Source organism: Microvirga antarctica (assembly GCF_017921815.1).
Taxonomy (GTDB): Bacteria; Pseudomonadota; Alphaproteobacteria; order Rhizobiales; family Beijerinckiaceae; genus Microvirga; species Microvirga antarctica.
Genome location: NZ_JAGEMM010000006.1, coordinates 47,324 through 71,343, shown reverse-complemented (window position 1 = coordinate 71,343; position 24,020 = coordinate 47,324). Strand labels below are relative to the sequence as shown.

The window sequence follows — 24,020 nt, the reverse complement described above, 5'->3', positions numbered from 1 at the left end:
TCCTGACATGACGGCCTCGGTTTGCGGACACGCTCTTAAACTGGAACGGGCCTGCGGAAGGTGCGTTTCCTTTAAGTCGCGACGAGACCACTGTCGAGTAAAAATGGGTATAAATCTTTGAAAAATCTGATAGATTTAAATTATAACAATTATAATCTAGGTCATTCTCCCGCACCTCCTTTTGCAACGTCCCCACAACATTCTCGAATACGCTTCCGATTTAAGCAGTATCGAGCGCATTTTAGAACGATGCCAGAGTACTAAATGGCGATAAGTTTCGTTATTTGATCTGCCCACGATCTTTACTTCAATGCCGTGTTGCGGCTATTGACTGTCACAAGCCGATCCAGGCGATCACCCGGGAATGAGTCCCCATGACAGCGTCAGCCCTCGAGACCGAACCGACACTCCGCTCCGTCCGGTTGCGCGCTCATACGCACCATCTTCACGAGACGCTCGATAAGGGCATGATGAGAAGCCGGCCGTTCGAGACGAGGGAACGCTACGGGTTGTTTCTGCAGGTGCAGCACCCCTTTCTGCAGCGGGTCGAGAGCGTCTACCAAAGTCCTGTGCTCAACGCTCTGCTCCCCGGCCTAGCGCAACGCGCACGTTTTGGGCTGATCGATCAGGACCTTGCCGATCTCGGGCTGAATCGCGAATCTTTGACGGACCGACGCGGCGCGTTCGAGCTGCCCGAGGCGCTGGGTTGGCTCTACGTCGCCGAAGGCTCCAATCTTGGCGCGGCCTTTCTGTTCAAGATGGCGCAGAAACTGGGGCTGGGTGCTGATTTCGGCGCGCGGCATCTCGCCGGACATCCCGATGGGCGCGCTTTGAGCTGGCGCACGTTTCTTTCTGATTTCAATGCGGTCGCATTGTCGCCCTGCGAGGAAGACCGCGCCGACGCCGCGGCAGCCGAAGCCTTCCGCTTCGTTCAAAACCGCGTGACCGTCGTCTTCGGCTGACGGCCCTCTCCGCGATGGTGCGCCGAAAAGCCGGCGCGCGCCGCCAAGGAATTCTCTCGATGCCGCATCTCTCCCGTCGCGCGCTTCTGCTGACAGGCGCTCTCAGTCTGGTCGTCGCTCCCCTGCACGCAGCCCCCATGCGCCGGATCGTCAGCGTCGGCGGGGCGGTTACGGAAATCCTCTACCGTCTGGGGATGGAAAGTGAGATCGTCGGAGTTGACTCGACCAGTCAATTCCCGACGGAGGCGCTCAAGACAAAGGCGAATATCGGATATGTTCGCGCTCTCGGCGCCGAGGGCATCCTCTCTCTCAGTCCGACCCTGGTCCTTGCCGGTGAAGGCGCAGGGCCGCCCGACACCTTGCTGCTGATCGAGCAAGCCGGCATTCCGATTATCCGCGTCAATGACATGCCAAGCCCGGAAGGCATTGCCGACCGCATCCGCGATATCGCCAACGCTTTAGGTGCGCAGGAACGCGGCGCTGTTCTGCGCGATGAAGTCGATCGCGCGTTTGCGGACTTGGCGCATCTGCGGACGCGGGTTCCCGCGCCCCTGCGCGTCCTGTTCGTGCTGTCACTTCAAAACGGCAGGCCGCTTGTGGGTGGCAGCGGCACGACCGCCGATGCGATGCTGGCGCTGGCAGGTGCGACCAATGCAGCGTCCACCCTTTCCGGTTGGAAGCCGCTGTCGGACGAAGGGATCATCGCCGCAGCGCCCGAGGCGATCGTCATGATGACCCACGGCCCGGGTGGCCCGGCCGGCGACCCCTTCGCGCTCCCATCCTTTGCCGCGACACCCGCTGCGGCCGGCCGCAGGCTCGTCGTCATGGACGGGCTCTATCTTCTCGGCTTCGGCCCCCGCACGCCGTCGGCTGCGCGCGATCTGATGATGGCGCTGTATCCGGGACTGCTCGGCACTGCTCAGAAACCATGACCGTTGCGAGGATAGCCGCGCGGCCAGTTCCATCGCTGTGGCGACGCCGACCCAGCTTGGTCCTTGCGGCCCTGTCGGGGGGTCTCGCAGCCTCGGTGCTAGCGTCTCTCTGCATCGGAGCCACCGGAACCCCGCTGGCGCGTGTCCTGGCCGTCCTCGGCCAGTCTTGGAATGCGCCGGGCGGTGATGGGCTGGTTGTTCTTCAGGTCCGGTTGCCACGGGTTATCTTGGGCGCCCTGGTCGGAGCTGCCTTGGCGGCCTCGGGCGCTCTCATGCAGGGCCTGTTTCGCAATCCGCTTGCCGATCCCGGTCTCGTCGGTGTCTCGGCCGGGGCTGCACTGGCGGCAGCCGCCACCATCATGCTGGGCGACAACCTACTGTCGTCGTCCACCGGGGCGTTGCCCTTTGCAGCGCTGCCGGTTGGTGCGTTCCTGGGTGGGCTTCTCACGACCCTGGGCCTCTATCTCGTCGCGACCCGGGGTGGCCGAACCTCCGTTGCCACCATGTTGCTCGCCGGTGTCGCATTCGGTGCGCTTGCGGGGGCGGGAATGGGCCTGTTCGCCTATCTGAGCAATGACCGGCAATTGCGCGACCTGTCATTCTGGTCGCTGGGGTCGCTCAGTGGCGCGACCTGGACTAAAGCGAAGACGGTCGCTCCCTTGATCCTGCCGATGCTTCTCGCGACACCTTTTCTGGCGCGCGCACTCAACGCGCTGGCCCTTGGCGAAGCCGAAGCATTTCACCTTGGTATCCCGGTCCAGCGGATGAAAGCCGCCGCCATCTTTCTCGTCGCGGTCGCCGTTGGTGCGTCGGTCGCCTGCGCGGGCATCATCGGCTTTGTTGGAATCGTGGTGCCGCATGTGCTGCGGTTGATCGCCGGTCCCGATCATCGCTTGCTGCTGCCGGCTTCCGCATTGCTCGGCGCAACATTGCTCATCTCGGCCGACAGCATCGCCCGTGTCATTGTTGCCCCCGCAGAGCTGCCGATCGGGATCCTGACGGCCGCCATCGGCGCGCCCTTCTTCCTGTGGCTTCTCCTGCGGCATCAGGGCGGTGCATTGCAATGAGCGCTGTGCTGGATGCACGGGGCATCGGTTATTGGGCCGCCGGACGCTGGCTCGTGGACAAGATCGACTTCCAGGCGGACGCTGGCCGTTTGAGCATCATTGTCGGTCCCAATGGGGCCGGCAAATCAACACTGCTGCGGGTGTTATGCGGCGAGCTGACTCCGACTTGCGGCGAAGTCTGTCTCGACGGACGGTTCTTGCGCGAAACATCGGCATGGCGGATCGCGCATCTGCGGGCCGTCATGTCGCAATCCTCGCAGCTCAGCCTTCCATTCACCGTGCTGGAAGTCGTGCGCCTCGGCGTCGAGGGCATCGGCATCGGGCTCACGGCCGACGATCGGTTGCAACACGTCGAGGCAGCGCTCGCGCGGGCGGACATCGCGGATTTCGGGGGCCGAAACTATCAGACGCTCTCCGGCGGGGAGCGCCAGCGCGTCCATTTCGCCCGCGTGTTGGCGCAACTCACGGCGGGTGCCACCGTGGAACATCGACAGGTTCTGTTTCTCGACGAACCGATCGCGAGCCTCGACCTCAAACACCAGCTTGGGCTGCTACAGGAAGCGCGCCGTCTCGCCGATTCCGGGTTGGCGGTCGTGGCCGTCCTGCATGATCTGCAGCTTGCGGCGAGCTTGGCCGACGATCTAGCACTTCTGTGGAACGGTCGCCTTGTCGCCCGCGGCTGCCCGCAAGACGTGCTGACCCCATCATGGCTCGCTGATGTGTTCGGGATCCGCCTCGCCTCTTCGCATCTGCCCAAGCAACCGTGGAGGCTCGTCGCCGAGTGAAGCCTGCCCCGGCGCAGCCGGCGCCCTGCCAGACGCCGGTGCACACTCGCGTTCACTATGAGGCCTTTGCAGAAAGCTCCGGCTCTCCGAGCGACAGCATCAGACGGTTCGCCCAGTTGAAGAACGCAGCACCATTGATCACGTCGATGATTTCATCATCGGCGAGGCCCGCTTCGCGCAGTTGCTCAATCTCGCCACCGCCAAAACTGACGGGCGTCTGCGTCAGCGCAACGGATGCCGCAATGATTGCGTTCCAGCGCTTGTCGATATCGACTGGCACACCCTCGTCGAGAAGCCGTTGCACGTCGCCCTTGCGCTTGGAATGCGTGGTCGCAAATCGCGAGTGGACAGACGCGCAGTAGATGCAGCCATTCTCTCGCGACGTGGCGGTCGCTGCAAGCTCGCGCTCCGCGCGAGGAAGGCCGTCTTTGATATTATAGAAGATGTCCTTGTCGGTACGCGTGCGCGCTCCGAGGATGTCCGGGTCGCGGGCCAGCAGCATGAAGTAGGGCGACTTCGCGCGCGAGGCGTCGACGAGGCCTGCCCAGTGGCGATCGGTCAGCTCGGTCTCGGCGATGGGTTCGAGCCAGGGCAGCCATCCCAGTTCATCCTGGGTGAAAGCCACGGGCTCATGGTTGTTGGGGTGGGTTAAGATGCGATCTGTCATGTGAATGTCTCCTGCTTACAACCGGCCTGACGCGACGGCGCTGGCCAGTTCAAGTGCGACGTCATCCTTGGAGCTTGCCGCAGGCGCGGCCAGAAGAGCACGCAAGCCGGCGATCACGCGGATCTGAAAGGACAGGAACGCCACCAGCTGCGAAAGCGTGACGATTCCGGTCGTGCTCCATCCCGCCTGCAGCAACGCCTGGAGCGCTTCAGGCGAGGAATCGCGCGGGCTGAAGACAAGTCGATGAGCATGGTCAAAGGCTGCGGCCAGCTTCTCTCCCAAGGTTTCGCGGCCGGCCGGAGACACCGCAAACGCCAGACCGGGCTGATCTTCCGACGACAGGGGCCCGGCCGGATAGCTCCCATAGGGCCCGCTTGTCGCGCCACGCGCAACCTCGCCTGCAACAGTCTCCACGATGCCGTGGGCGGCGCGCCGGCGCAGACCGGACGCATAGAAGTCCGCTATGCCCTTGTCGCCGTGGAGCCCGGTCACAAAGGACGCCACGGCAAAACGCTCAAGAGCGCTCACCGACTCGAGCTCTTCACTCTCAAACAGGGCAAGATAGCTGTCCTGTGCGTTCTTGCGGGCCTCCGAACGCCTATTGCGAAGGGCATCAAGTCGCGAGCCGGGCTCGATGCCGGCCAACAGGTCGATGGTATCAGGAAGCAGTGTTGTCATGGCGGGTCTCCATCTATTGGACGTGTAGCTGAGGGGGTCAGCCACAAGAGCAAGCTTGCGATCGGCTGGCGCGCCTGCGCGGAACCCACCGATCGCCGGCTCAACCGGTGGCAGCCAATGCGATTGACCCAATGACAATCGGATGCGGGATCGACGGAGTGGGCTGGTAGACGAGATCGGCGACCGCGAGAGAGGAGGTACCTTTGATTTTCCTTCTTCACAACCGAAATGTTCTTTTTATAGAACGGTCTCGCGGGGACGATATCTGCTAGTTCCCGCTGCAAACTCAGAAGAAATTTCCCCTGCGGACAAAATGCTGCGATTGCGAGCCGTAGACCGCGGGGGTTTGCGCGCTTGACCCAGGACGATGAAGGCTCACCGCTGGACCGTCAGGGCGTCGCGTTGACGGCCGCCAGATAGGTATGGATCTGCGCAACCACCGCGGCCCCCTCGCCGACTGCGGCCGCGACCCGTTTGGTGGACCCCGCCCGCACATCGCCGATGGCGAAGACGCCCGCGCGATCCGTCTCCAATGGGAGGACGGACCGGCCTCGAAATTCATCTGGATGCGCCGTGGAGGATCCTGTGATGACAAAGCCGTGTTTGTCGACACTGACACAGCCTGCGAGCCAGTCGGCATTGGGATCGGCGCCCACGAACAGGAAGAGGTGCCGAAGCGGGCAACGCTGAGCCACGCCCGTGTCGCGGTCCCGGAACACCGCAGCGATCAGGCCCTTTTCTCTGTCGCCCTCAAGGTCGGCGACCTCGGTGCCGACATGGATCTCGACGTTGCCGAGTGCGGAAATGCGCTCGATGAGGTAGCGCGACATTGAGGCTTCAAGCCCCTTGCCGCGGATAATGAGGTGGAGGCGCTTCACCTTGGGCGCGAGGAAAACCACCGCCTGACCGGCGGAATTTCCGCCCCCGACAAGAGCGACGTCCTCGCCCTCGCAGAGCCGCGCCTCGACTGGCGAGGCCCAGTAGGACACGCCCGCACCTTCGAAGGTTGCGAGATTCGGAATCTCCGGCCGGCGGTAGCGCGCACCCGAGGCAACCACCACGCTGCGTGCCTGAACGATCTGGCCGTTGGACAGTTCGAGCCGAAGAGGCGTGTTGTCGGATGACGCAGCCTCCGGGCAGATCAGCCGCCTGACCTCCAGTGGGATCGCCAGTTCGGCGCCGAACTTCTGCGCCTGATTGTAGGCCCGTCCCGCAAGGGCCTGGCCCGAGATCCCGGTTGGAAACCCAAGATAGTTCTCGATGCGAGCCGATGCGCCAGCCTGACCGCCCATGGCACGCTGGTCCATCACCAACACGTTCAGCCCTTCCGATGCGGCGTAGACCGCCGTCGCCAGTCCCGCCGGACCCGCCCCCACCACGGCGACGTCATAGATGTGGCCAGGATCCAGCTCAGGCGTCATGCCGAGACAAATGCCGGCCTCTGCATCCGTGGGCCGCTTGAGCACGGTGCCCGTCGGACAGATCATCAGGGGCAACTCGTCCGGCTGGATGCCCATGCGTTCGACGATGGCGGCGCCTTCGTCATCGATGGCATCGAGAATGGTGTTGGGGTAGCCGTTGCGTGCGAGAAAGCCCTGAAGTCGCACGAACTCGGCCTCACCGGGTCGGCCCACCAGCACCGAGCCGGCCGAACCGCCTTCGATGAGCCCGACCCGGCGCAGGATCAGCGCACGCATCACGATCTCGCCGAGATCGGCAGATCCGATCAGGAGCGCCCGCAAGTGAGGTGGGTCGAGCGGGACTGCCACACATCCATCGGCACCCGCCCTGCCGGCCGCAAGCGACCCTCGGCCTGCAAGCTGACTGACCTCACCCGAGAACTGACCGACGCCATGGGCGGTAATGGCCTCTTCGTGTCCCAGCCCATCGCGACGGATGACATCGATCGAGCCTTTGAGGACAAGCCAGGACGGAGCATTGAGGTCGCCCACATTGTAGACGAGTTCTCCCGGCGTGAACCGGCGCTCGGCCCCGCTGGCAAAACGCCTAGCGGTTGCGATCTGCGCGGCATCGAGGACGGGAAACATCTGGTGACGCCGAGTGTCGATCAGACTCATGGGAAATCCTTCGGGCAAGCTGCGCGGACATCAGCACAATGACATGGACGCACCGATGCCGCACCCCTGCCTGCAGCAAGACCGCTCCCGTTCTGTCGACCGGACCCTGTCTCTGCCTATCGGGCCGTTCGCATGAGTGCCATCAGCGTTCCGGCGTAGTCCCCGCGAAGGGCCGGGCCGAGGTCCTTGGCGGCGGTATCGAACCGCTTGATCGTTTCCAGGATGGGACGGCTCTTGGCCGCAAGGTCCGCCAGAAAGGCATCGGACGACGCCTCGAATGTCTCGTCGGGGAAACGCTGGCTGGCAATTCCGATGGCAACAGCCTCGCGCGCGTCGACTGTGCGGCCGGAATAGATCAGGTATGAAAGTGCCTTTGGAGAAATTTTTCCGAACACGCCCGACATCGCCAAGGTGGGCGGAATGCCGTGCGCGATCTCCGGAAAGGCGAAGGTCGCGGTCTCGGCGGCGAGCGTGACGTCACAGGCGCTCGCGAGCGCCGCTCCAAAGCCGATAGCCGGACCATGAACAAGAGCAACAACAGGAACCGTTGCGGCCGCAATCGCCGCATAGGTGTCGAGAACCGGCTGAAACAGTTTCGTGCGCATGTCATAGGCGGTCATGTCGCCCGCCGATTCGCCGCGACCGTCGCGGCCGCGACAGAACATCGGGCCCTTTCCCTCGATGGCGATGACGTGAACGCTCGAATCGTCGCTCAGCGCGCCGATCTGGTCGGCAAGCTGAACCATCATCTGGCGGGTGAGCGCATTGCCCTCCTCAGGCCGTCCAAGATCGATGCGGGCGACGCCCTCCGATTGTCGAAGGCAAAAAGGTGTCGGGGCGGACATGGACAATCTCCGGAGGCAAGAGGATAGGTTCCGGCATCAATGCCGGTGAAAGAACGTCAGCATGGCATTTGCGACAGCCTCCGGCGCGTGGAGAGCCATCTGATGGCAGGTCGCAAGGGTAATCATCTCGCCATGGCGAAATGCCGCCTGGAGCGGGCGCACCGCATCGGGTGGGCGAAGGAGGTCATGCGCGCCGGCGATCAACAGAACAGGCTGAGGAAGGGAAGCCATTGCACCCTCGAGATCAACCGCGCTGAGCACGCGATTGGCGTGTCCGTAGGCGACAGGGTCAATCGCCAGAAAGCTTGACCGGTAGGCGCGATAGCCGTCCTGGTCGTGAGCCATGTGGGCTGGATACGAGCGAGCGATCGTCTCGTCTGCGATTGCCCGCATTCCGTCTCTGGCGGCGCGCTCCGATCTCTCCATCATAGCCCGCACACGGGTCGCCTCTGTCCTTAAGGCTGGCGCGCAGAGCGCCAAAGCAGCGACCGCATCCGGTCGACGGTCGGCATAAGCCAACGCGATCGCCGTGCCGGACGCGATGCCGCCGACATAATAGGGCGGTGCCAACCCCGCCGCTTCGATCACCTGCTCGGCGTCATGCACAAGGTCCGCCAGCGTATAGGGTTGGCGGACCTTCTCCGACTGGCCTGCGCCGCGCTGGTCTGCGCGCAGAATGCGAAAACCCGATGACAGCGTGGGAATCAGCGGATCCCACGTCTCCAGCGTGCCGGTCAGGCCGTGGAACAGGATCAGGCTCTTCGAGCCTTCACCGCTGATGCGAAAGCGGAGGCTGACACCTCCGCCTTCCGTCCAACCGGCCCTGTCAGCCGGCATCAACCGCCTCCGCGAGCGACAACGTCCGACGCGCGTACGCGATCAGGGCATCGGCAATGAATGTCGGTTGTTCGGCAATCGCCGCATGGCTTGCGTGAGGCACGATGATGACGGTCACACGCTCGCCCAGGGCGCGCTTGAAGGCATGAGCATCCTCCACATGCGCGAGCGGATCGTGATCTGGTTGAAGATAAAGGACAGGAGCCGTCCCAGCCGCGTAGTCTTCATCGCGCGGGGTGCGATCGCCAGCGAGCCGCTCAGCCGCAAGGACCTCCGGATACCAGCCGACAAGCCAGCCGGAAGCGTCGTTGCCTGGCGCGAAGAAAGCGAATTGCAGCGCCTCGAGTCGCTCAGCGTCTGGCAGAGCGGGGTTGGCGCTCTTGCGGATGGCCTCGCGCACGTGCGGTGGACTTGGCGCTATGCCCACATTGGCCGCAATGAGACTGACCGCACGCACGAGATCCGGCCGGTCGGTGGCAAGCATCCGCGCGACGCGGTTGCCGAATGCATGTCCGACCACGAAGGCGGGCCCTGCACCATGGTGCTCGATCACGGCGGCGACATCGGCCGCGTAGGTGTGAAGATCGATTCCCTCCAGCGTGCCGGTGCTGTCGCCGATTCCGCGGGGCTCCGGTCGCAGAACGCGGAAGCCCGCCTCGGCAAGCCGTTGTGCAATGGGATCGAAATCACGGGCAGCGCGGCCCAGCGAAGGCAACAGGATGATGGCGGGGCCGCTACCCTGATCTAGCACCTCGATCGTCGCGCCGTCATGTTCCATCAGGCGATGGACGGCATCGCCACACTTCCGATCACTCATGAGACCTTTGCCCTTGTTCGACGAGTCTGAACCCCATGGCGGCAATCGCCGCCATGGGGTTTCTGGAGGAATTCTCAGCGGACGACTTTCGCGCCGCTTTCCTTGAGATAACCACGGATGTCATCCTGGTAAGAGACGAGGAATTCGCGCGTGTCCTTGGAATTGGCGAATGACCCGTCGAAGAAGTTGGTCTCCAGGTACTTCTTCCACGCCTCGGTCTTGACCACCCGCGCCATGAGGTCCTCGTAGTATTTGGCGGAATCCTCAGAAACGGCGGGAGGTGCTACGATCCCGCGCGTCTGCGGCACGTTGGGAATCGAGACGCCGGCTTCGCGCAGAGTGGGTGCGTCCTTGAAAGTTTCGAGGCGCGTCTCTGCAACCTGAGCAAGAACACGCAGCTTGCCACTTCTGATCTGCTCGTTTGCCTCACCGGGCTCGAGAATCATCAGGTCGACGTGGCCTCCGAGCAGCGCCGCGAGACGCTCCCCACCGGATGGGAACGAGATGAACGACCAGCGTGCACCAGTTGCGCCGGCGATCAGCTGCCGGATGATGTTTTCACGTGCCGTGATGCTGCCGCCAGACTGCTTGATCTGGCCTGGCTTTTCCTTGGCCGCATTGATCAGATCCTGCAGCGATTTGTAGGGCGAATCCGCTTTGACTACCAGAAGGGCGGGCTCAACAAGCATGCGCGCGATCGGCGTCATGCTGGTCAAGGGGTTATTGGCCTCTTCCTGCAGCAGCGGATCGGTGAGCCAGATATTGGTGAAGACGCCAATCGTGTGGGGGTCGCCTTTCTTGCTTGCCAGATAGGCGGACGCTGTCGTGCTGCCGCCGCCCGGCTTATTGGCCACCTGCATGCGGACGGGCGCAAGCTTCTCCTGCTCGACGATCGCGATGATAGAGCGCGCGAAGAGGTCATTGCCTGAACCCGGACCGCCATGAACGACGATTTCGATCGGTCGCGTGGGCTTGAACTCGGCCATGGCAGGCGCAAGCGGGACCTGGAGCAGGAGAGCAAGGGCGGAGCCCAGAAGCGTAAATTTCAGCATGGTCGTTTCCTCCTTATTGTCTTGGCGGGATGGTGTCGGTTGGTGTGTCGACTAGACGGTCTCGGTAATGGCCCGCACGCGCCACCGGTTGATTTGTCCCAGAAAGGGGACGAGCAGGATCAGAACCGCGAGGCACAGCATTCCTGCCGCGAGTGGACGCGATAGCATCGGCAAGAAGTCACCCTGTGACATCATCAGGGACTGACGAAGGGCACGCTCCATGGGATCACCCAGCACGAAGCCGAGGATCAAGGGCGCAGTCGGAAATCCGAACTTCACCATCAGGTAGCCGAGTAATCCGAAGATCGCGAGCAGCGCCACGTCGAAAATCTGTCCTGACGTACTGTAGGCGCCCACGATGGCGATGCCGAAGATCAGCGGAAACAGGACATAGACAGGAATGCGCAGGATCTGCGCGAACAGCGGAACCAGCGGCAGGTTCAGAATGAGCAGCACGACGTTGCCGATATACATGCTCGCCACGAGGCCCCAGAAGATATCAGGCGATTCCGTGATCATGAGCGGGCCCGGCTTGATTCCCCAAAAAACGAGAGCCGAGAGCAGGATTGCGGTCGTCCCGCCGCCCGGGATGCCGAGCGTGAGCAGAGGCACGAGCGCCCCGCCGGTATCTGCGTTGTTGGCACCCTCAGGCGCTGCCAACCCTTCCGGGACACCGGTACCGAACTTCTCCGGATGGCGAGAAACTGCCTTCTCGACACCGTAGGAGATAAACGACGCAATGGCGGATCCAGCCCCGGGCAGGACACCGACGATAAAACCGACAACCGAGCCATTGAGGAACGCAAAGCGGCACGCCTTCAACTCTTCCCAGCTCGGAAGCAGATTGCGCAACCCCCGGGGAACCGGAAGAAGGCGGGTCTGTTCGCGGTTCTCGATACTGGCCAGCACTTCGCTCAGGGCGAAGACTCCGATCGCTACAATCATGAATTCGATCCCGCCCAGAAGCTCGCTGCGACCAAACGTGAAGCGCGATTGTGCGGTAAACAGGTCCGTTCCGATGCTGGCGAGCCAGAGGCCGATCAGCAGTGAAAGCAATCCCTTCACGAGAGAAGGACCGGTCAACAGTACGACAAGTGACAGACCCAGGCACATGAGAGCGAAGTACTCGGGTGAACTGAATGACAGAGCGAACGCAGCGATGGGCGGCGCCACAACCGTGAGAGCAACCACACCAACGGTGCCGGCGATGAACGAGGCGATCGCCGCGATGCCCAGTGCTGCCCCGGCGCGACCCTTGCGGGCCATCTGGTACCCGTCGAGGCAACTGACCACGGACGAGGCCTCGCCGGGCATGTTAAGCAGGATCGAGGTGGTCGATCCGCCATACTTGGCGCCGTAATAGATCCCGCACAGCATGATGATGCCGCCAGAGGGGTCCATCTGGAAGGTGAGCGGCAGCAGCATCGCAATCGTCGCCGCGGGACCAAGCCCCGGCAAGATGCCCACGATGGTGCCAAGGAAACACCCGACAAAGCACCAGAACAAGTTTGCGGGCTGAAAGGCGACTGAGAAGCCGTGGAGAAGGCCGGAGAACGTGTCCATCGTCAGAAACCTACCAAGCCGACGGGGAGCTGAACGCCGAGCGCGAATGGAAAGATGAGCTCGAACGCAAGCGAACTCAGGACGCCTGTCACCACTGCCGCACGCCACGATTTCTCGAACACGAAGCGAATGAGAACGATGGTCAGAAGAGTAAACCCGATGGCAAAACCGAGCGGCTCAAGCAGAACGACTGTGAGGCAGAAGGCGCCCCAGGTCAGCATGACACGGGCGATCGAGCGCCAGTCAATGGGCTGCCGTTCGCCGGTGCTCGGCTGGCGCAGTTTCCCGACGATGAGCGCGATCGACAGCAGGATGATGGCGACACCGTACCAGGATGGAAAGAAGCCTGGCCCGGGTCCGTCCGCATTCGAGAACGCCCACCGTTGAGTCTGGGTGAGGATGAAAATGCCAAGGCCTGTCAGCACAATGCCGGCGGCAACGTCGCCACTGATCAGCGCCCGTCTGTTCAGGCCAGTCCCACTGGATTTGATCATGCTCTTCTCAAAGTTTGAGGTGTCGAACACCAGGAGCAGGTCGCCGGAATTATTCGGCCGTGCTACGCCCGCCAGTGCGTGTCCACGCGAGTTTTGGAGACGCGGTGCGCGACGCGGATGGCTTGACCGCAGCATTTTGCGGCGCCAAGCCCCGAATTTTCTCGATCATCGCGCTCTGCAGCCGGCTGAAACTCTTGTCGCGCCGGTAGACCAGAACGATTGGAATGGAGAGGTCCAATCCGGGAACCGCAATGCGGTTCAACAGACCGCGCTCCAGCTCTTCGCGGACGGCCGTTTCAAACAGCAGGCTGACACCGACATCCGAGCGAACGGCGCGCTTGATCGATTCTGGATGGCCGAGTTCGAGCACGATGTTATGACGCACGACGCCGAGATCGAGGAGCTTTGCGTCCTCCGCGACCCGGCGCGTGAGCGAGCGTGGGCCCGTCACGAACGGGAGGCCGGCCAAGCCGGCAATATCGACTGTCTCTCCGACAATGCGCGTGGTGGGCGATGCGACCAGGATCAGCGGCTCGCTCCACAACGCCTCGACAATCAGATCCTTCGACGCATTCTCATCTTCCGGGATCATGAGACCAAAATCGCATTCTCCGTTGCGCACGGCCTCAGAGGCTGATCGCGAGTTGGACACATGCGTGGAAATGGTGGCTTCCGGGTGCGAGCTGTGAAAGGCAATCACGACGTCCGGCAGCATGTACGAACCGGTGGTGATCGATGCCGCAACCGACACGTTGGCAAGGGCGCCGCCCACCAGGCTCTGGATCTCGCGTTCCATCTGCCGTTTGCTCGCCACAACCTCGGATGCCCACGAGAATACCCGTTGACCGGCTTCCGTCAGGCTGATGTTGCGACCGGTTCGGCCGACCAGCCGGACACCAAGCTTTGTCTCAAGACTGCGAATGTGGGCGGTCACGACCGGTTGGGCAATTCCGATGCGTTCAGCCGCCCGCGTGACGCTTCCGAGTTCCGCGACGCAGCAAAATATCTCGAGCTTCTGTAAAGTTATCCCAGAGTCAATTTCGCGCATATCTAACTGCTCCCTACCCATAGCCATCCAAGTATCTTTTATACTTATTTTAGTATTGGATGTTCATTGGATTAATTATTATCTATTTGGGTACGACTTGTCTAGACCGCTCGATCATCCAAGGCTTAACGATGCGATTGACTGTTCTCACAGATGGCAACCTGACACCTGCCCAGGCTGAGCTGAGGCGGCGGATACAGGCCGGTCCGCGAGGCGTCGGCGCGACACGTGGGCCGTTCGAGATCTTTCTCCACGCGCCTGCCTTTGGCGACATCGCACAGCAATTGGGCGCCCATTGCCGGTTTGGAACGTCCCTCCCGGCACGCCTCTCGGAACTGGTCATCCTGATCACGGCTGCGCATTGGCGTTGTCAGTATGAATGGTCGGCCCATCGGCCGATTGCCGAGCGTGCGGGTTTGTCGCCGGCCGTCATCGATGTGGTTCACGCGTGTGGCACGCCGGATTTCGCCGAGGCCGACGAGCGCGCGGTCTACGCGTTCGTCACCGAACTTCATACAACCCTGCGCGTCTCCAATACGACGTATCAGGATCTGCACGCTTTCCTCGGCGATGCGGGGACCGTCGAATTGCTGGGGATCCTGGGCTATTACACAATGATCGCCACGATGCTGAACGTTTTCGAGAGCCCGCCGGCTGCCGGGCAAGCGCCACCATTCCCAGATGCGTCCCCGGGTGCGGAAGGCTGACGATGATACACTCCCGCATGATCGGCGATGCGCGCGTCACAACCGTGATCGAGTATTCAGGCCCGACGCACCATCCGGCTTTCCTGTTCCCCGACCTCGCATTATCCGATCTCGAGGAGCAGGCCCACTGGCTGGCCCCACATCACTGGAGTCCTCAAGCCAACAAGCTGATCGTGACAGTGCAGATCTGGATGGTCGAAATCGACAACAAGGTGATCCTGATCGACACAGGGGTCGGAAACCGCAAGACGCGCTCCGCCGAGCGCCAGAACATGCTGAACTCCTTGTGGATGGAGTGGTTCATGGCGACCGGCGCAACGCCCGAGTGCGTGACTCATGTGGTTCACACACATCTTCATGCGGATCACGTGGGGTGGAATACGACGCTCACTGACAAGGGCTGGGTGCCGACATTTCCCCGCGCAATGCATGTGCTGCCGATGGTGGATGCATCAGCGCTCGCCTCAGCTTACGCGCGCGGTGAGACTGGCGTGAACGGCGGCTCCTACGTTGACAGCGTAGTCCCGTTGATTGAAGCCGGTATGACAATCAGCGCCGGTGACGGCGACGAGGTCGCGGGCTGCCTCGTCGCAGAGCGGGCGCCGGGGCACACGCCAGGACAATTGATGTATCACCTGCGATCTCACGGCGAACATGGAATATTTGCCGCGGACGTGATGCACAATCCTTTTCAGATCACCGATCCGACCCTCAACTCGCGATACTGCGTGCTGCCGGACGAAGCCCGCGAAACCCGCGCCCGGCTTCTGGCGCAGGCCGCCGCGACCCATGCCCTGATCATGCCGATGCATTTTGGCGCCCCCTATTGCGGCTATGTGAACGAGAAATCCGGACGCTTCAGTTTCGTGCCCGCGGCGTGGTGACGCCGGTGCCGGTTCCTTCGACCAATTTTTGCGGAGTATAGCGATGTCGGTATCGCCCTATCAGCCCCAGACACTTTTTGACAAGCTGTGGTCCGCCCATCTCGTGACACAACGGCTCGACGGGCGTGACATCATCTACATCGACCGGCACGTGCTCCACGAACTTCACGCGCCCCACGCATTTGAAAAGCTCCAGGCCGCCTCACGCGGTGTCCGTCGGTCAGACCTAACGTTCTCGATGCAGGATCACACAGTAGCGACCAAGCCGGGACGGACCGAGACGACGAACCCGGACAGCGCGCAGTTTCTGAGGGCGATGCGGGCTGGCAGCTACCGCAACGGGATTCGTCTGTTCGATATCGACGATGCCGAACAGGGCATTTCACATGTGGTGGCCCCCGAACTCGGCATGGTTTTGCCAGGGGCAACACACGCCGTCCCCGACAGCCATGCATGCACGGTTGGCGGCCTGGGTGCGCTGGCTTTCGGCTGTGGCACAACGGAACTTGAGCACATCCTCGCGACCCAGACCATCGCCCTGAAACGGCCGAAGCGCATGCGCGTCCGGCTCGACGGCAGCCTCGGCCCTTTCGTCACGGCCAAGGACGTCGCACTTCGTATCATCGCTGAGATCGGGGTTTCCGGCGGGCGGGGATACGCCATTGAATACGCGGGTGCGGTCGCGCGGGCCATGTCCATCGAGAGCCGCCTGACCCTTTGCAATCTGACGATCGAGATGGGCGCGCGCTCCGGCTTCGTTGCACCCGACGACACCACCTTTGCGTGGCTCGAAGGGAGGCCCTATGCGCCACGGGGCCCGGAGTGGGATCGAGCGCTCGCCCATTGGCGAACGCTGACGAGCGATGATGAGGCGTTCTTCGACCGCGAGGTCGTGATCAACTGCGCAGGACTTGAGCCGCAGATTACCTGGGGCACGGACCCCAGTCAGGTGATCGGGATCACGCAGCGTGTCCCGGACCTCGCAGCCGATCCGGAAACGAAAGCCAAAATGGAACGGGCGCTCGCCTATATGGGCCTTGAACCGGGAACCTCGCTCCTCGGACTCCCGGTCAACCGCATCTTCATCGGTTCTTGCACCAATGCCAGGATTACCGACCTGCGGGCAGCCGCCGATATCATTCGCGGACGCCAGGTCGCCGCCGGCGTTCAGGCCCTGGTTGTTCCTGGCTCCACAACCGTCAAGCGCCAAGCCGAAAGCGAAGGGCTGGACCGGGTGTTTCTCGACGCCGGTTTCCTATGGGGTGAATCCGGGTGCTCCATGTGCGCGGGCAGCAACGGTGACAGGGGGCTTCCCGGTGACCGCTGTGTGTCGACGACGAACCGCAACTTCGAGGGCCGTCAGGGGAGAGGCGTGAGAACCCATCTCGTCGGTCCGGAAATGGCTGCTGCCGCTGCCATTGCAGGGCGCATTGTCGACCAACGTTCTTCTTTCTGACCGGGAGCGACCCATGACGCCTTTCACGACCATCAGTGGTGCTGCGGTTCCCATGCTGGAGAACGACATTAACACCGACCAGATCGCTCCCGTGCCAACGAAGCGCAGCCTGAAGCCGGATTATCGCGAGTTGCTGTTCTTCCGCGCCCGTCGGAGGGACGACGACACTCTCGATCCCGATTTCGTGTTGAACAGGCCGCAATTCGCGGAACCGCGCATCCTCGTGGCCGGCCATAACTTTGGCTGCGGAAGTTCCCGGGAAGCGGCTGTCTGGGCTCTGGTTGCGGTTGGCATCCGCTGCATCATCGCGCGAAGCCTTGCGGATCTTTATCGCGAGAACTGCCTGCAGAACGGCGTGCTTCCCATCGAGTTGCCGATGGAAGCGGCTGTCGCATTCGAAGCGCGCGTGCTGGCGTCTGACGGCGCAGAGCCCTTTGCTGTCGATCTGTACAGCCAGACAATCAGCGGCCCTGGGGGTGCGCCTATCCCCTTCGAGATTGCAGCGGCCGACCGAATCAGACTGCTGGAAGGTCTGGACGATATCGGGCTGACATTGAAGCATCAGCAGGACATCGCCGCATGGGAGACACGCACGCGGGCAGCCTCGCCATGGCTTCAGAGCGCAATCCGATGGGAGCCGGCTGAAGTCCAGGAGAATGTATTGTGAGCCTCCGCCAGCAGTTCAGACGACTGATTGCGGCACCTGGGCTCATGCTCATGCCAGGCGCCTATGACGGCCTGTCCGCTCGCCTGATCGAGGAGCAGGGCTTCGACGCGATGGTAGCGGGCGGATATGCGGCGGCCGGCAGTCTGCTCGGCCAGCCTGATACCGGCCAGTCGAATATGCGCGACTTCGCAGACCATTACGGCCGCATTTGCGATGCGGTCTCGATACCGGTTTATGCGGATGCGGACACGGGTTTTGGCGGTGTCAACAACGTGCGCCAGACGGTCAAGGCATTCGAACGCGCAGGCGTCGCCGGACTGTTTCTTACCGATCAGGTGTTCCCGAGCCGCTGCGGGTATCTGCCCGGGAAGCAGGTGATTCCGATCGGGGAGATGCTCTCGAAGATCAAGGCTGCGCTCGATGCGCGTCACGATGAGGATCTCGTCATCTGTGCCCGAACGGACGTCGCGGCCATTGAGGGCGAAGACGCAGCCATCGCCCGCTGCCAGCTCTTTATGGACGCGGGCGTGGACATGGCAAAGCCGCAGGGCATCGATTCGCTGACCGGCATTGCGCGCGTTCTGCGCGAGGTCCCCGGCCCTCACTTCGCAACCCTGTCGCAGGCGGCAGGCGGCGGGCATGCCAGCCCGGACGAGCTCGAAGCCATCGGAGTGTCTGGGGCGACTTTACCGTCTGTGACGCTGTTTGCAGCCGCCCAGGCCGTCAGGCAGGTGCTGCGCACACTGAAACGCGACCGGTCGGTTGCGTCGCTGGGCGAGCACCTGATACCTCTCGAAACCTACTACGAATTGGTGGGCCTTGAGATGCAGATGAGGCGCGAAGAAAGCTACGACACCGAGGCGTCGCTGTTGCTGGCCAAGCGGCGCAATCCCGATGATTAGACAACAGACAGTCAAAGTCGCATCTGAGGTGACCTTTCGGAAGCGGGCGTTCCTGTCTGCGCGGCTCCGGCCCATGCCAGCTGTCGGATGACATATCCTCCCAGCCGCATCGTGTGCCTGAGCGCCGAGACGGCCGAGACACTCTATCTGCTGGGTGAGCAGGACCGCGTGGTGGGTGTCACAGGCTTCGCGGTCAGGCCGCCCCGCATCCGTCGCGAGAAGCCACGCGTTTCAGGGTTTACCACGGCCGATCTGCCCCGGATTCTGGCGCTCGATCCCGATCTGGTGCTCACCTTCTCGGATCTTCAGGCCGATATCGTCGCGGACCTCATTCGCAACGGCGTCGCCGTCCACGCTTTCAACCAGCGCACCATTGCGGGCATTCTGGCGATGATCCAAACGCTCGGGGCCCTTGTGGGCTGTTCCGAGCGCGCAACAACGCTTGCTCATTCGCTCGAAAAACGGATCGACACCATACGATCTGCCGCTGTGGGATGGACATCACTGCCTCGCGTCTATTTCGAGGAATGGGATGAGCCGACGGTCTGCGGCATTCAGTGGGTGTCTGAACTGATCACCGTGGCAGGCGGAGTCGATGTCTTCGCGGAGCGAGCCCTTGCGCCCGGCGCCCGAGCTCGGGTGGTCCAGCCCGAGGAGGTCATCGCCGCATCGCCGGATTTAATCATCGCCTCGTGGTGCGGCAAGAAGTTCATTCCGCGCCGATTGGCTGAACGGCCGGGCTTCGATGCTATTCCGGCGGTGTGTGAAAACGCCCTGTTCGAGATCAACAGCACGATCGTGCTACAGCCCGGGCCTGCGGCGCTCACGGATGGTCTTGAGCGCCTTCATGCCATCGTCAAAGCGTGGCACCTGAGACAGGCGCATGGGAGAGGGGAGACGACAGATGCGGTGTGAGACATGTCACGGGACGGGTCACCTTTTGGCCTGGAAGCCTTCGGAAGCGACCGTCGTCTCCCGAGCGACAGCGCCACCGGTCCTGCCGTGCGATGATTGTGGTGGATCCGGCATCAGTCATTGCTGCGACGGCATGACGGCCTGCAACGACGCCCCCGACGACGGGAGACAGTACGACGATTCCTGAAGCAAGATCTGCCCCTCACCCCGGTTCGGACGCCTTACCCATGTCACCCTTCGCTTTTGGTTCGTCTGCTAAGAATGCCGTTCTGGCACTGGCGTGCGGCGGCGCGGGCGGCGCGGTGTTCCTGCTTTTAAACATTCCCCTTCCCTGGACGCTGGGATCCATGACGGCGGCCGCCATCCTGGCCATGTCAGGAATCAGCTGGAGGCTCCCGGCCTCCGCGCGCAGTCTCGCGCGGCCGATCATCGGGGTCATGGCAGGAAGCGCTTTCACACTCGAGGTGGCTCGCTCCATTTCAACATGGTGGCAGGTAATCCCGGCCTTGATGGCGTTCTTCCTGCTGCTCACCGGCCTCGGCACACTCTATTTCATGCGCGTATGCCGGTTCGACAAGGCGACGGCATTCTTTGCCTCGACGCCCGGTGGCCTCGGTGAACTGACGTTGCTCGGCGCTCAGTATGGCGGGAATATGCGTCAACTGGTCCTCGTCCACTCGGTCAGGATCATCACGGTCGTCTTCGCCGTTCCATTCGCGGTTCGCCTGATCGCACCGGGCGAGCTCGCAGCAGTTGCGGCCCTTGCGGGCCTGCGACCCGCGCTGACGGGAGCCGACTGGGTCGTGCTGCTTGGATGTGCTGCGATTGGCTACGCCATGGGAAAGCCTCTGAAGGCCTACGGCGGCCTGATGGTTGTGCCCCTTCTCCTCAGCGCCATCGTTCACTGCGCGGGGTTGACCGACCTTCCCCCTCCCGCTTGGCTTGTTGCCCTCATGCAAGTCGTCATCGGCTGCGTCGCCGGATCGAGATTCGCAGGGGTAACCTGGCGGGAATTCCATACGTCGATTCTGCAGGGGCTCGCGTGGACGGTTGTCATGCTCTGCTTGGCGCTGTTGGCCGCAACGGTCTGCAGCCTGTTCGTTCCGGCCTCACTCCCCGCGTTGCTGCTGGCCTTCGCGCCGGGCGGCCTCGCCGAGATGACCGTCGTCGCCTTTGCCATGGGCATTGAAGTCGCTTTTGTCGTGGCCTGTCACGTGTTCAGATCGATCTATCTGGTGGTCGCGACACCCGCCCTGTTCCGTACCCTGCACAAGAACAGTTGAGGTCTCCCATGAAGCGCGACAATGCCACTCCTGTCGGCACCGGCGCCTCGGCGTTCTTCTCGGATCTGATCGATACCTTGACAAAGCGCGGCCGTGCTCTGCTGGAGCCTGTCGGTGCGCGCAGGACCATGCCAGGCGTCGACCTGGTGGCGCTCGGCGAATTGCTTTTATCCCGCCGCGGGGAAGCCTCAGGTGTCGCGCTGGCCCAGACCCTGCTGTCCCACTTCCAGGCCGCAGAGTCCCTCGAACGCCTGACTTTCCTGAAGGCTCTGGCAGCGCAATTCGGCCCTGACCGTAGCCGCGTGGAAGCAGCCGTCGACGCCTTTCGCCAGGATGGGGGTGCGGACGCGCTGAATGCCCTGCATGCAGCTTCGGAACCGCGCCGGCAGGAATTGTTTCGGCGCTTGAACCTCGCCCCAGGCGGCACTGCGGCGCTGATCCGGATTCGTGAAGAGGTGGCGGGCCTCAGCCGGCTACATCCTGAATTGAAAGTGGTTGACGCGGATTTTGCGCATCTGTTTTCATCGTGGTTCAACCGAGGCTTTCTTGTCTTGCGAAGGATTGATTGGACGACGCCCGCCAATATCCTGGAGAAGATCATTCGCTATGAGGCCGTGCACGCGATCGGGGATTGGGATGATCTTCGCAACCGTCTGGAGCCAGAGGATCGCCGCTGCTACGGGTTTTTTCATCCACAACTGGTCGACGAGCCACTCATCTTCGTCGAGGTCGCGCTCACGCGGGATATTCCGGCCGCTATCAGCCCTCTGCTTGATCCAGACCGCACCACGATTCCCGTTTCCACCGCAACGACGGCCGTTTTCTATTCCATCTCCAATACTCAGAAAGGCCTCAAGGGCGTCTCGTTCGGCAACTTCCTGATCAAGCAGGTGGTGGACAATCTCAAGGCGGAATTGCCTGGGCTGAAGACGTTCGTCACCCTCTCGCCGGTTCCGGGTTTTGCCGCGTGGCTCGCGAGGGAGAGGATGGATGACAGCGCGAGATGGCTGACGCCTGGCATGAGGTCGGCCATTGCCAGTCTCTACGCTCCGGGCTGGGAAGACGACAGGCCCGGCCGTGAAGTCCTGTCGCCCGTGCTTCTGCAGGCGGCCGCCGCTTATCTGCTGCGCGCCAAGAGCCCGCGCGGCCGGCCGCTGGATCCGGTGGCGCGCTTCCATCTTGGAAACGGTGCTCGCCTCGAACGGCTGAATGTGTTTGGCGACGTGTCCCAGAAGGGCATGGAGCAATCTCACGGCCTCATGGTGAACTACCTGTATGGCCTTGACGACATCGAAAAGAACCACGAATCCTTCGTCGAGAAGGGAACCGTCGCTGCTTCCCCCGCCGTCCGCAAACTTCTGCGGGCCGATTCCTCCTCTTCCGATCCGGTATCGATGCCATGACTGAGACATCCGCCCAACTTCCCCTCAGCGCGCAATCCGAGGCCGCCAGCGCCAACCTGTTTGACCGACTGGTTGCCACCATTGCGGACGGCACCAGGACGGCCATCGTTGCCGAGGACGGTGCGCGCTTCACGTATGATGATCTCGTGCGGTTTTCGGGTCGGCTAGCCAATGCGCTCGTGGCAAGCCACGTGAAACCCGGCGATCGGGTGGCTGTCCAGGTGGAAAAGTCTGTTCCTGCCCTCGTCCTGTATCTTGCAACGATCCGCGCGGGCGCCGTCTACCTGCCACTCAACACTGCCTACACATTGACCGAACTGGCTTATTTCATCGACGATGCCGAGCCGGCTCTCGTCATATGCGATCCCGCCAAGCTCGAGGGAGTAGGAGACCTCGCCAGCCGTGTTGGCGCTGGAACACTCACGATGGATGCTGATGGCGACGGAACGATGATGGCGCTTTGCGATCAACAATCAAACGATTTCCAAACGGTTGGCCGAGCGGGATCGGACCTTGCGGCCATCCTCTACACCTCAGGCACGACAGGCCGCTCCAAGGGAGCAATGCTCAGCCACGACAACCTGATGTCGAACGCCCTTACACTCATCGAGACGTGGCGATTTACCCCCGACGACGTGCTGATCCATGCACTGCCGATCTACCATACGCATGGCCTGTTCGTGGCCAGCAACGTGACGCTGTTTTCGGGCGCATCGATGATCTTCTTGCCCAAGTTCGACGCCGACGAGGTGCTCGCGCGGATGCCTTCGGCAACCACGTTGATGGGCGTCCCGACCTTCTATGTGCGCCTGTTGCAGCACGCCGGATTGACGGCGGCATCGACGGCTCGCATGCGGCTCTTCGTGTCAGGCTCTGCACCTTTGCTGGCGGAGACCCACCGCGCGTGGAAAGCCCGGACGGGTCATGCGATCCTGGAACGGTATGGCATGACCGAAACTAACATGAATACCTCCAACCCGTATGACGGGGAGAGACTGCCCGGCTCCGTCGGCTTCCCCCTCCCCGGCATCTCGCTTCGGGTGACAGATTCCGAAAGCGGTGAGATCCTGCCCACCAACGAGATCGGCATGATCGAGGTGAGAGGGCCGAACGTGTTCCATGGTTATTGGCGCATGCCGGAGAAGACCGCCTCGGAGTTTCGGCCAGATGGTTTCTTCATCACCGGGGACTTGGGCAAATGCGATGCGCGCGGCTACGTCTTCATCGTGGGGCGCGGCAAGGATCTGGTCATCACCGGCGGGTTCAACGTCTATCCCAAGGAGGTGGAGGATGAGATCGATGCCGTTCCGGGTGTCTTCGAAAGTGCCGTGATAGGCCTGCCTCACGGCGATCTGGGCGAGGCCGTGACTGCCGTCGTCGTGTGCGCAGCCGGTTCGCCAGTGGACGAGCGGGCGATCCTCGACGCGCTGGATGGCAGGCTCGCGCGGTTCAAGCTGCCGAAGCGGATCCTGTTCGCCGACGATCTTCCGCGTAATGCCATGGGCAAAGTGCAGAAGAATGTCCTGCGCGAGATACATCAGGGACTCTACGGCCCTTATGCGGAAGATCGAGGGCGCAACCCTTAGCCCGCGTTCTGCGGCGTTCGTATGATGCTCCCCGCCAGGAATGCTGACAGAACCAAGTGGAGGACAACGACCGGCCAAAGCAGAGGCCCCGTGAAGCTCTCTGAATATCCCAGATATCCCAGGTAGACTGCGACCGCCGTGCTGTAGGTCAACATCCCCACCGTTGGCGGTCCGGGCCAACAGGCAATCCCCAATCCGATCAGTGCGATACCGGCCACCCTGGCGAGCGCCGCCGCGACGCCTTCGACGCCCGAGCCGATCAGCAAAAGCGCGATGACGGACGGAACGAAAATCAGGGCCAGTCCAGTAGCAACTTCAGCGATAGCCGCGAGCATCAGCACTTTCCGCATGGTGTCGACAAGTCCCCAGTATCTCCGAACCGATTGTTCCGT

The 24,020-nt window shown here is 62.4% G+C and carries 24 protein-coding genes; 13 read left to right on the top strand and 11 right to left on the bottom strand.

Going from position 1 to position 24,020, the window contains the following annotated elements:
* Window positions 1-374: 374 nt before the first annotated feature.
* The 4 genes from J4G32_RS16890 to J4G32_RS16875 are packed head-to-tail and all read left to right on the top strand — an operon-like array spanning window position 375 to window position 3,746.
* Window positions 375-962, top strand: a complete 588-nt coding sequence (locus tag J4G32_RS16890) for a biliverdin-producing heme oxygenase (RefSeq protein WP_210496690.1) — start codon at window positions 375-377, stop codon at window positions 960-962.
* A gap of 59 nt (window positions 963-1,021) precedes the next feature.
* Window positions 1,022-1,894: a heme/hemin ABC transporter substrate-binding protein gene (locus J4G32_RS16885; protein WP_210496689.1), complete on the top strand. Its 873-nt coding sequence runs from the start codon at window positions 1,022-1,024 to the stop codon at window positions 1,892-1,894.
* The gene (locus J4G32_RS16880; protein WP_210496688.1) at window positions 1,891-2,961 is read left to right on the top strand and encodes a FecCD family ABC transporter permease; all 1,071 of its coding nucleotides are present in this window, start codon (window positions 1,891-1,893) and stop codon (window positions 2,959-2,961) included. The genes J4G32_RS16885 and J4G32_RS16880 overlap by 4 nt, the downstream gene beginning before the upstream one ends.
* Window positions 2,958-3,746, top strand: coding sequence for a heme ABC transporter ATP-binding protein (locus tag J4G32_RS16875; RefSeq protein ID WP_210496687.1), 789 nt, complete (start codon window positions 2,958-2,960; stop codon window positions 3,744-3,746). Before J4G32_RS16880 ends, J4G32_RS16875 begins: the two co-directional genes overlap by 4 nt.
* Window positions 3,747-3,801: 55 nt before the next feature.
* Here J4G32_RS16875 and J4G32_RS16870 read toward each other — a convergent pair whose 3' ends face one another.
* From J4G32_RS16870 to J4G32_RS16825, 10 genes are all read right to left on the bottom strand, one after another.
* Window positions 3,802-4,413 carry an alkylhydroperoxidase domain protein gene (locus J4G32_RS16870; RefSeq protein WP_210496686.1) on the bottom strand — a complete coding sequence of 204 codons (612 nt, stop codon included), beginning with the start codon at window positions 4,411-4,413 and terminating at the stop codon, window positions 3,802-3,804.
* Between the two features lie 15 nt (window positions 4,414-4,428).
* Window positions 4,429-5,091, bottom strand: coding sequence for a CMD domain protein (locus J4G32_RS16865; RefSeq protein ID WP_210496685.1), 663 nt, complete (start codon window positions 5,089-5,091; stop codon window positions 4,429-4,431).
* A gap of 389 nt (window positions 5,092-5,480) precedes the next feature.
* On the bottom strand, window positions 5,481-7,169 hold the full coding sequence (locus J4G32_RS16860; RefSeq protein ID WP_210496684.1) for an FAD-dependent oxidoreductase: 1,689 nt from the start codon (window positions 7,167-7,169) through the stop codon (window positions 5,481-5,483).
* A 116-nt stretch (window positions 7,170-7,285) separates the two neighbouring features.
* Window positions 7,286-8,014, bottom strand: coding sequence for an enoyl-CoA hydratase/isomerase family protein (locus tag J4G32_RS16855; protein WP_210496683.1), 729 nt, complete (start codon window positions 8,012-8,014; stop codon window positions 7,286-7,288).
* Window positions 8,015-8,050: 36 nt separating this feature from the next.
* A complete protein-coding gene (locus J4G32_RS16850) occupies window positions 8,051-8,851 on the bottom strand; it encodes an alpha/beta fold hydrolase (protein ID WP_210496682.1) in 801 nt (266 codons plus the stop codon).
* Complete coding sequence (locus tag J4G32_RS16845; RefSeq protein ID WP_210496681.1) at window positions 8,841-9,668, bottom strand: alpha/beta fold hydrolase; 828 nt, start codon at window positions 9,666-9,668, stop codon at window positions 8,841-8,843. The genes J4G32_RS16850 and J4G32_RS16845 overlap by 11 nt, the downstream gene beginning before the upstream one ends.
* A gap of 74 nt (window positions 9,669-9,742) precedes the next feature.
* Window positions 9,743-10,720, bottom strand: a complete 978-nt coding sequence (locus J4G32_RS16840; protein WP_210496680.1) for a Bug family tripartite tricarboxylate transporter substrate binding protein — start codon at window positions 10,718-10,720, stop codon at window positions 9,743-9,745.
* Between the two features lie 51 nt (window positions 10,721-10,771).
* The gene (locus J4G32_RS16835) at window positions 10,772-12,283 is read right to left on the bottom strand and encodes a tripartite tricarboxylate transporter permease (protein ID WP_210496679.1); all 1,512 of its coding nucleotides are present in this window, start codon (window positions 12,281-12,283) and stop codon (window positions 10,772-10,774) included.
* Window positions 12,284-12,285: 2 nt separating this feature from the next.
* Entirely contained in the window at window positions 12,286-12,777 is a 492-nt protein-coding gene (locus J4G32_RS16830) for a tripartite tricarboxylate transporter TctB family protein (protein ID WP_210496678.1), read from the bottom strand.
* A 49-nt stretch (window positions 12,778-12,826) separates the two neighbouring features.
* On the bottom strand, window positions 12,827-13,825 hold the full coding sequence (locus J4G32_RS16825) for a LysR family transcriptional regulator (RefSeq protein ID WP_210496677.1): 999 nt from the start codon (window positions 13,823-13,825) through the stop codon (window positions 12,827-12,829).
* Window positions 13,826-13,956: 131 nt separating this feature from the next.
* On the opposite strand from J4G32_RS16825, the gene J4G32_RS16820 reads away from it, so the two are divergent.
* The 9 genes from J4G32_RS16820 to J4G32_RS16780 all read left to right on the top strand — a co-directional run bounded on the left by J4G32_RS16820 (window position 13,957) and on the right by J4G32_RS16780 (window position 23,628).
* Window positions 13,957-14,532 (top strand): carboxymuconolactone decarboxylase family protein, encoded by a 576-nt coding sequence (locus tag J4G32_RS16820; protein WP_210496676.1) that lies wholly within the window; start codon window positions 13,957-13,959, stop codon window positions 14,530-14,532.
* 2 nt (window positions 14,533-14,534) lie between these two features.
* The gene (locus J4G32_RS16815) at window positions 14,535-15,416 is read left to right on the top strand and encodes an MBL fold metallo-hydrolase (protein ID WP_210496675.1); all 882 of its coding nucleotides are present in this window, start codon (window positions 14,535-14,537) and stop codon (window positions 15,414-15,416) included.
* 43 nt (window positions 15,417-15,459) lie between these two features.
* Window positions 15,460-16,872: a 3-isopropylmalate dehydratase large subunit gene (gene leuC, locus J4G32_RS16810; RefSeq protein ID WP_210496674.1), complete on the top strand. Its 1,413-nt coding sequence runs from the start codon at window positions 15,460-15,462 to the stop codon at window positions 16,870-16,872.
* A 13-nt stretch (window positions 16,873-16,885) separates the two neighbouring features.
* A complete protein-coding gene (leuD, locus tag J4G32_RS16805; RefSeq protein ID WP_210496673.1) occupies window positions 16,886-17,539 on the top strand; it encodes a 3-isopropylmalate dehydratase small subunit in 654 nt (217 codons plus the stop codon).
* Window positions 17,536-18,441, top strand: a complete 906-nt coding sequence (locus tag J4G32_RS16800; protein WP_210496672.1) for an isocitrate lyase/PEP mutase family protein — start codon at window positions 17,536-17,538, stop codon at window positions 18,439-18,441. Before leuD ends, J4G32_RS16800 begins: the two co-directional genes overlap by 4 nt.
* Before the next feature lie 87 nt (window positions 18,442-18,528).
* Entirely contained in the window at window positions 18,529-19,356 is an 828-nt protein-coding gene (locus J4G32_RS16795; RefSeq protein ID WP_210496671.1) for a cobalamin-binding protein, read from the top strand.
* A gap of 227 nt (window positions 19,357-19,583) precedes the next feature.
* Entirely contained in the window at window positions 19,584-20,639 is a 1,056-nt protein-coding gene (locus tag J4G32_RS16790) for an AbrB family transcriptional regulator (RefSeq protein ID WP_210496670.1), read from the top strand.
* Window positions 20,640-20,647: 8 nt separating this feature from the next.
* Complete coding sequence (locus J4G32_RS16785; protein ID WP_210496669.1) at window positions 20,648-22,042, top strand: malonyl-CoA decarboxylase; 1,395 nt, start codon at window positions 20,648-20,650, stop codon at window positions 22,040-22,042.
* Window positions 22,039-23,628 (top strand): malonate--CoA ligase, encoded by a 1,590-nt coding sequence (locus J4G32_RS16780; RefSeq protein WP_210496668.1) that lies wholly within the window; start codon window positions 22,039-22,041, stop codon window positions 23,626-23,628. The genes J4G32_RS16785 and J4G32_RS16780 overlap by 4 nt, the downstream gene beginning before the upstream one ends.
* On the opposite strand, the gene J4G32_RS16775 is transcribed toward J4G32_RS16780, so the two are convergent.
* Window positions 23,625-23,963 (bottom strand): hypothetical protein, encoded by a 339-nt coding sequence (locus J4G32_RS16775; RefSeq protein WP_246505182.1) that lies wholly within the window; start codon window positions 23,961-23,963, stop codon window positions 23,625-23,627. The two genes, J4G32_RS16780 and J4G32_RS16775, sit on opposite strands and share 4 nt — an antisense overlap.
* Window positions 23,964-24,020: the final 57 nt, after the last annotated feature.

What these genes read in the sequence shown, in the direction of transcription:
- J4G32_RS16860 (WP_210496684.1), bottom strand. Translation starts at nt 7,169, where the DNA reads ATGAGTCTGATCGACACTCGGCGTCACCAGATGTTTCCCGTCCTCGAT.
- J4G32_RS16840 (WP_210496680.1), bottom strand. Translation starts at nt 10,720, where the DNA reads ATGCTGAAATTTACGCTTCTGGGCTCCGCCCTTGCTCTCCTGCTCCAG.
- J4G32_RS16780 (WP_210496668.1), top strand. Translation starts at nt 22,039, where the DNA reads ATGACTGAGACATCCGCCCAACTTCCCCTCAGCGCGCAATCCGAGGCC.
- J4G32_RS16880 (WP_210496688.1), top strand. Translation starts at nt 1,891, where the DNA reads ATGACCGTTGCGAGGATAGCCGCGCGGCCAGTTCCATCGCTGTGGCGA.
- J4G32_RS16850 (WP_210496682.1), bottom strand. Translation starts at nt 8,851, where the DNA reads ATGCCGGCTGACAGGGCCGGTTGGACGGAAGGCGGAGGTGTCAGCCTC.
- J4G32_RS16815 (WP_210496675.1), top strand. Translation starts at nt 14,535, where the DNA reads ATGATACACTCCCGCATGATCGGCGATGCGCGCGTCACAACCGTGATC.
- leuC (WP_210496674.1), top strand. Translation starts at nt 15,460, where the DNA reads ATGTCGGTATCGCCCTATCAGCCCCAGACACTTTTTGACAAGCTGTGG.
- J4G32_RS16785 (WP_210496669.1), top strand. Translation starts at nt 20,648, where the DNA reads ATGAAGCGCGACAATGCCACTCCTGTCGGCACCGGCGCCTCGGCGTTC.
- J4G32_RS16825 (WP_210496677.1), bottom strand. Translation starts at nt 13,825, where the DNA reads ATGCGCGAAATTGACTCTGGGATAACTTTACAGAAGCTCGAGATATTT.
- J4G32_RS16790 (WP_210496670.1), top strand. Translation starts at nt 19,584, where the DNA reads ATGTCACCCTTCGCTTTTGGTTCGTCTGCTAAGAATGCCGTTCTGGCA.
- J4G32_RS16775 (WP_246505182.1), bottom strand. Translation starts at nt 23,963, where the DNA reads ATGCTCGCGGCTATCGCTGAAGTTGCTACTGGACTGGCCCTGATTTTC.
- J4G32_RS16875 (WP_210496687.1), top strand. Translation starts at nt 2,958, where the DNA reads ATGAGCGCTGTGCTGGATGCACGGGGCATCGGTTATTGGGCCGCCGGA.
- leuD (WP_210496673.1), top strand. Translation starts at nt 16,886, where the DNA reads ATGACGCCTTTCACGACCATCAGTGGTGCTGCGGTTCCCATGCTGGAG.
- J4G32_RS16820 (WP_210496676.1), top strand. Translation starts at nt 13,957, where the DNA reads ATGCGATTGACTGTTCTCACAGATGGCAACCTGACACCTGCCCAGGCT.
- J4G32_RS16830 (WP_210496678.1), bottom strand. Translation starts at nt 12,777, where the DNA reads ATGATCAAATCCAGTGGGACTGGCCTGAACAGACGGGCGCTGATCAGT.
- J4G32_RS16845 (WP_210496681.1), bottom strand. Translation starts at nt 9,668, where the DNA reads ATGAGTGATCGGAAGTGTGGCGATGCCGTCCATCGCCTGATGGAACAT.
- J4G32_RS16870 (WP_210496686.1), bottom strand. Translation starts at nt 4,413, where the DNA reads ATGACAGATCGCATCTTAACCCACCCCAACAACCATGAGCCCGTGGCT.
- J4G32_RS16865 (WP_210496685.1), bottom strand. Translation starts at nt 5,091, where the DNA reads ATGACAACACTGCTTCCTGATACCATCGACCTGTTGGCCGGCATCGAG.
- J4G32_RS16890 (WP_210496690.1), top strand. Translation starts at nt 375, where the DNA reads ATGACAGCGTCAGCCCTCGAGACCGAACCGACACTCCGCTCCGTCCGG.
- J4G32_RS16795 (WP_210496671.1), top strand. Translation starts at nt 18,529, where the DNA reads ATGACATATCCTCCCAGCCGCATCGTGTGCCTGAGCGCCGAGACGGCC.
- J4G32_RS16855 (WP_210496683.1), bottom strand. Translation starts at nt 8,014, where the DNA reads ATGTCCGCCCCGACACCTTTTTGCCTTCGACAATCGGAGGGCGTCGCC.
- J4G32_RS16835 (WP_210496679.1), bottom strand. Translation starts at nt 12,283, where the DNA reads ATGGACACGTTCTCCGGCCTTCTCCACGGCTTCTCAGTCGCCTTTCAG.
- J4G32_RS16885 (WP_210496689.1), top strand. Translation starts at nt 1,022, where the DNA reads ATGCCGCATCTCTCCCGTCGCGCGCTTCTGCTGACAGGCGCTCTCAGT.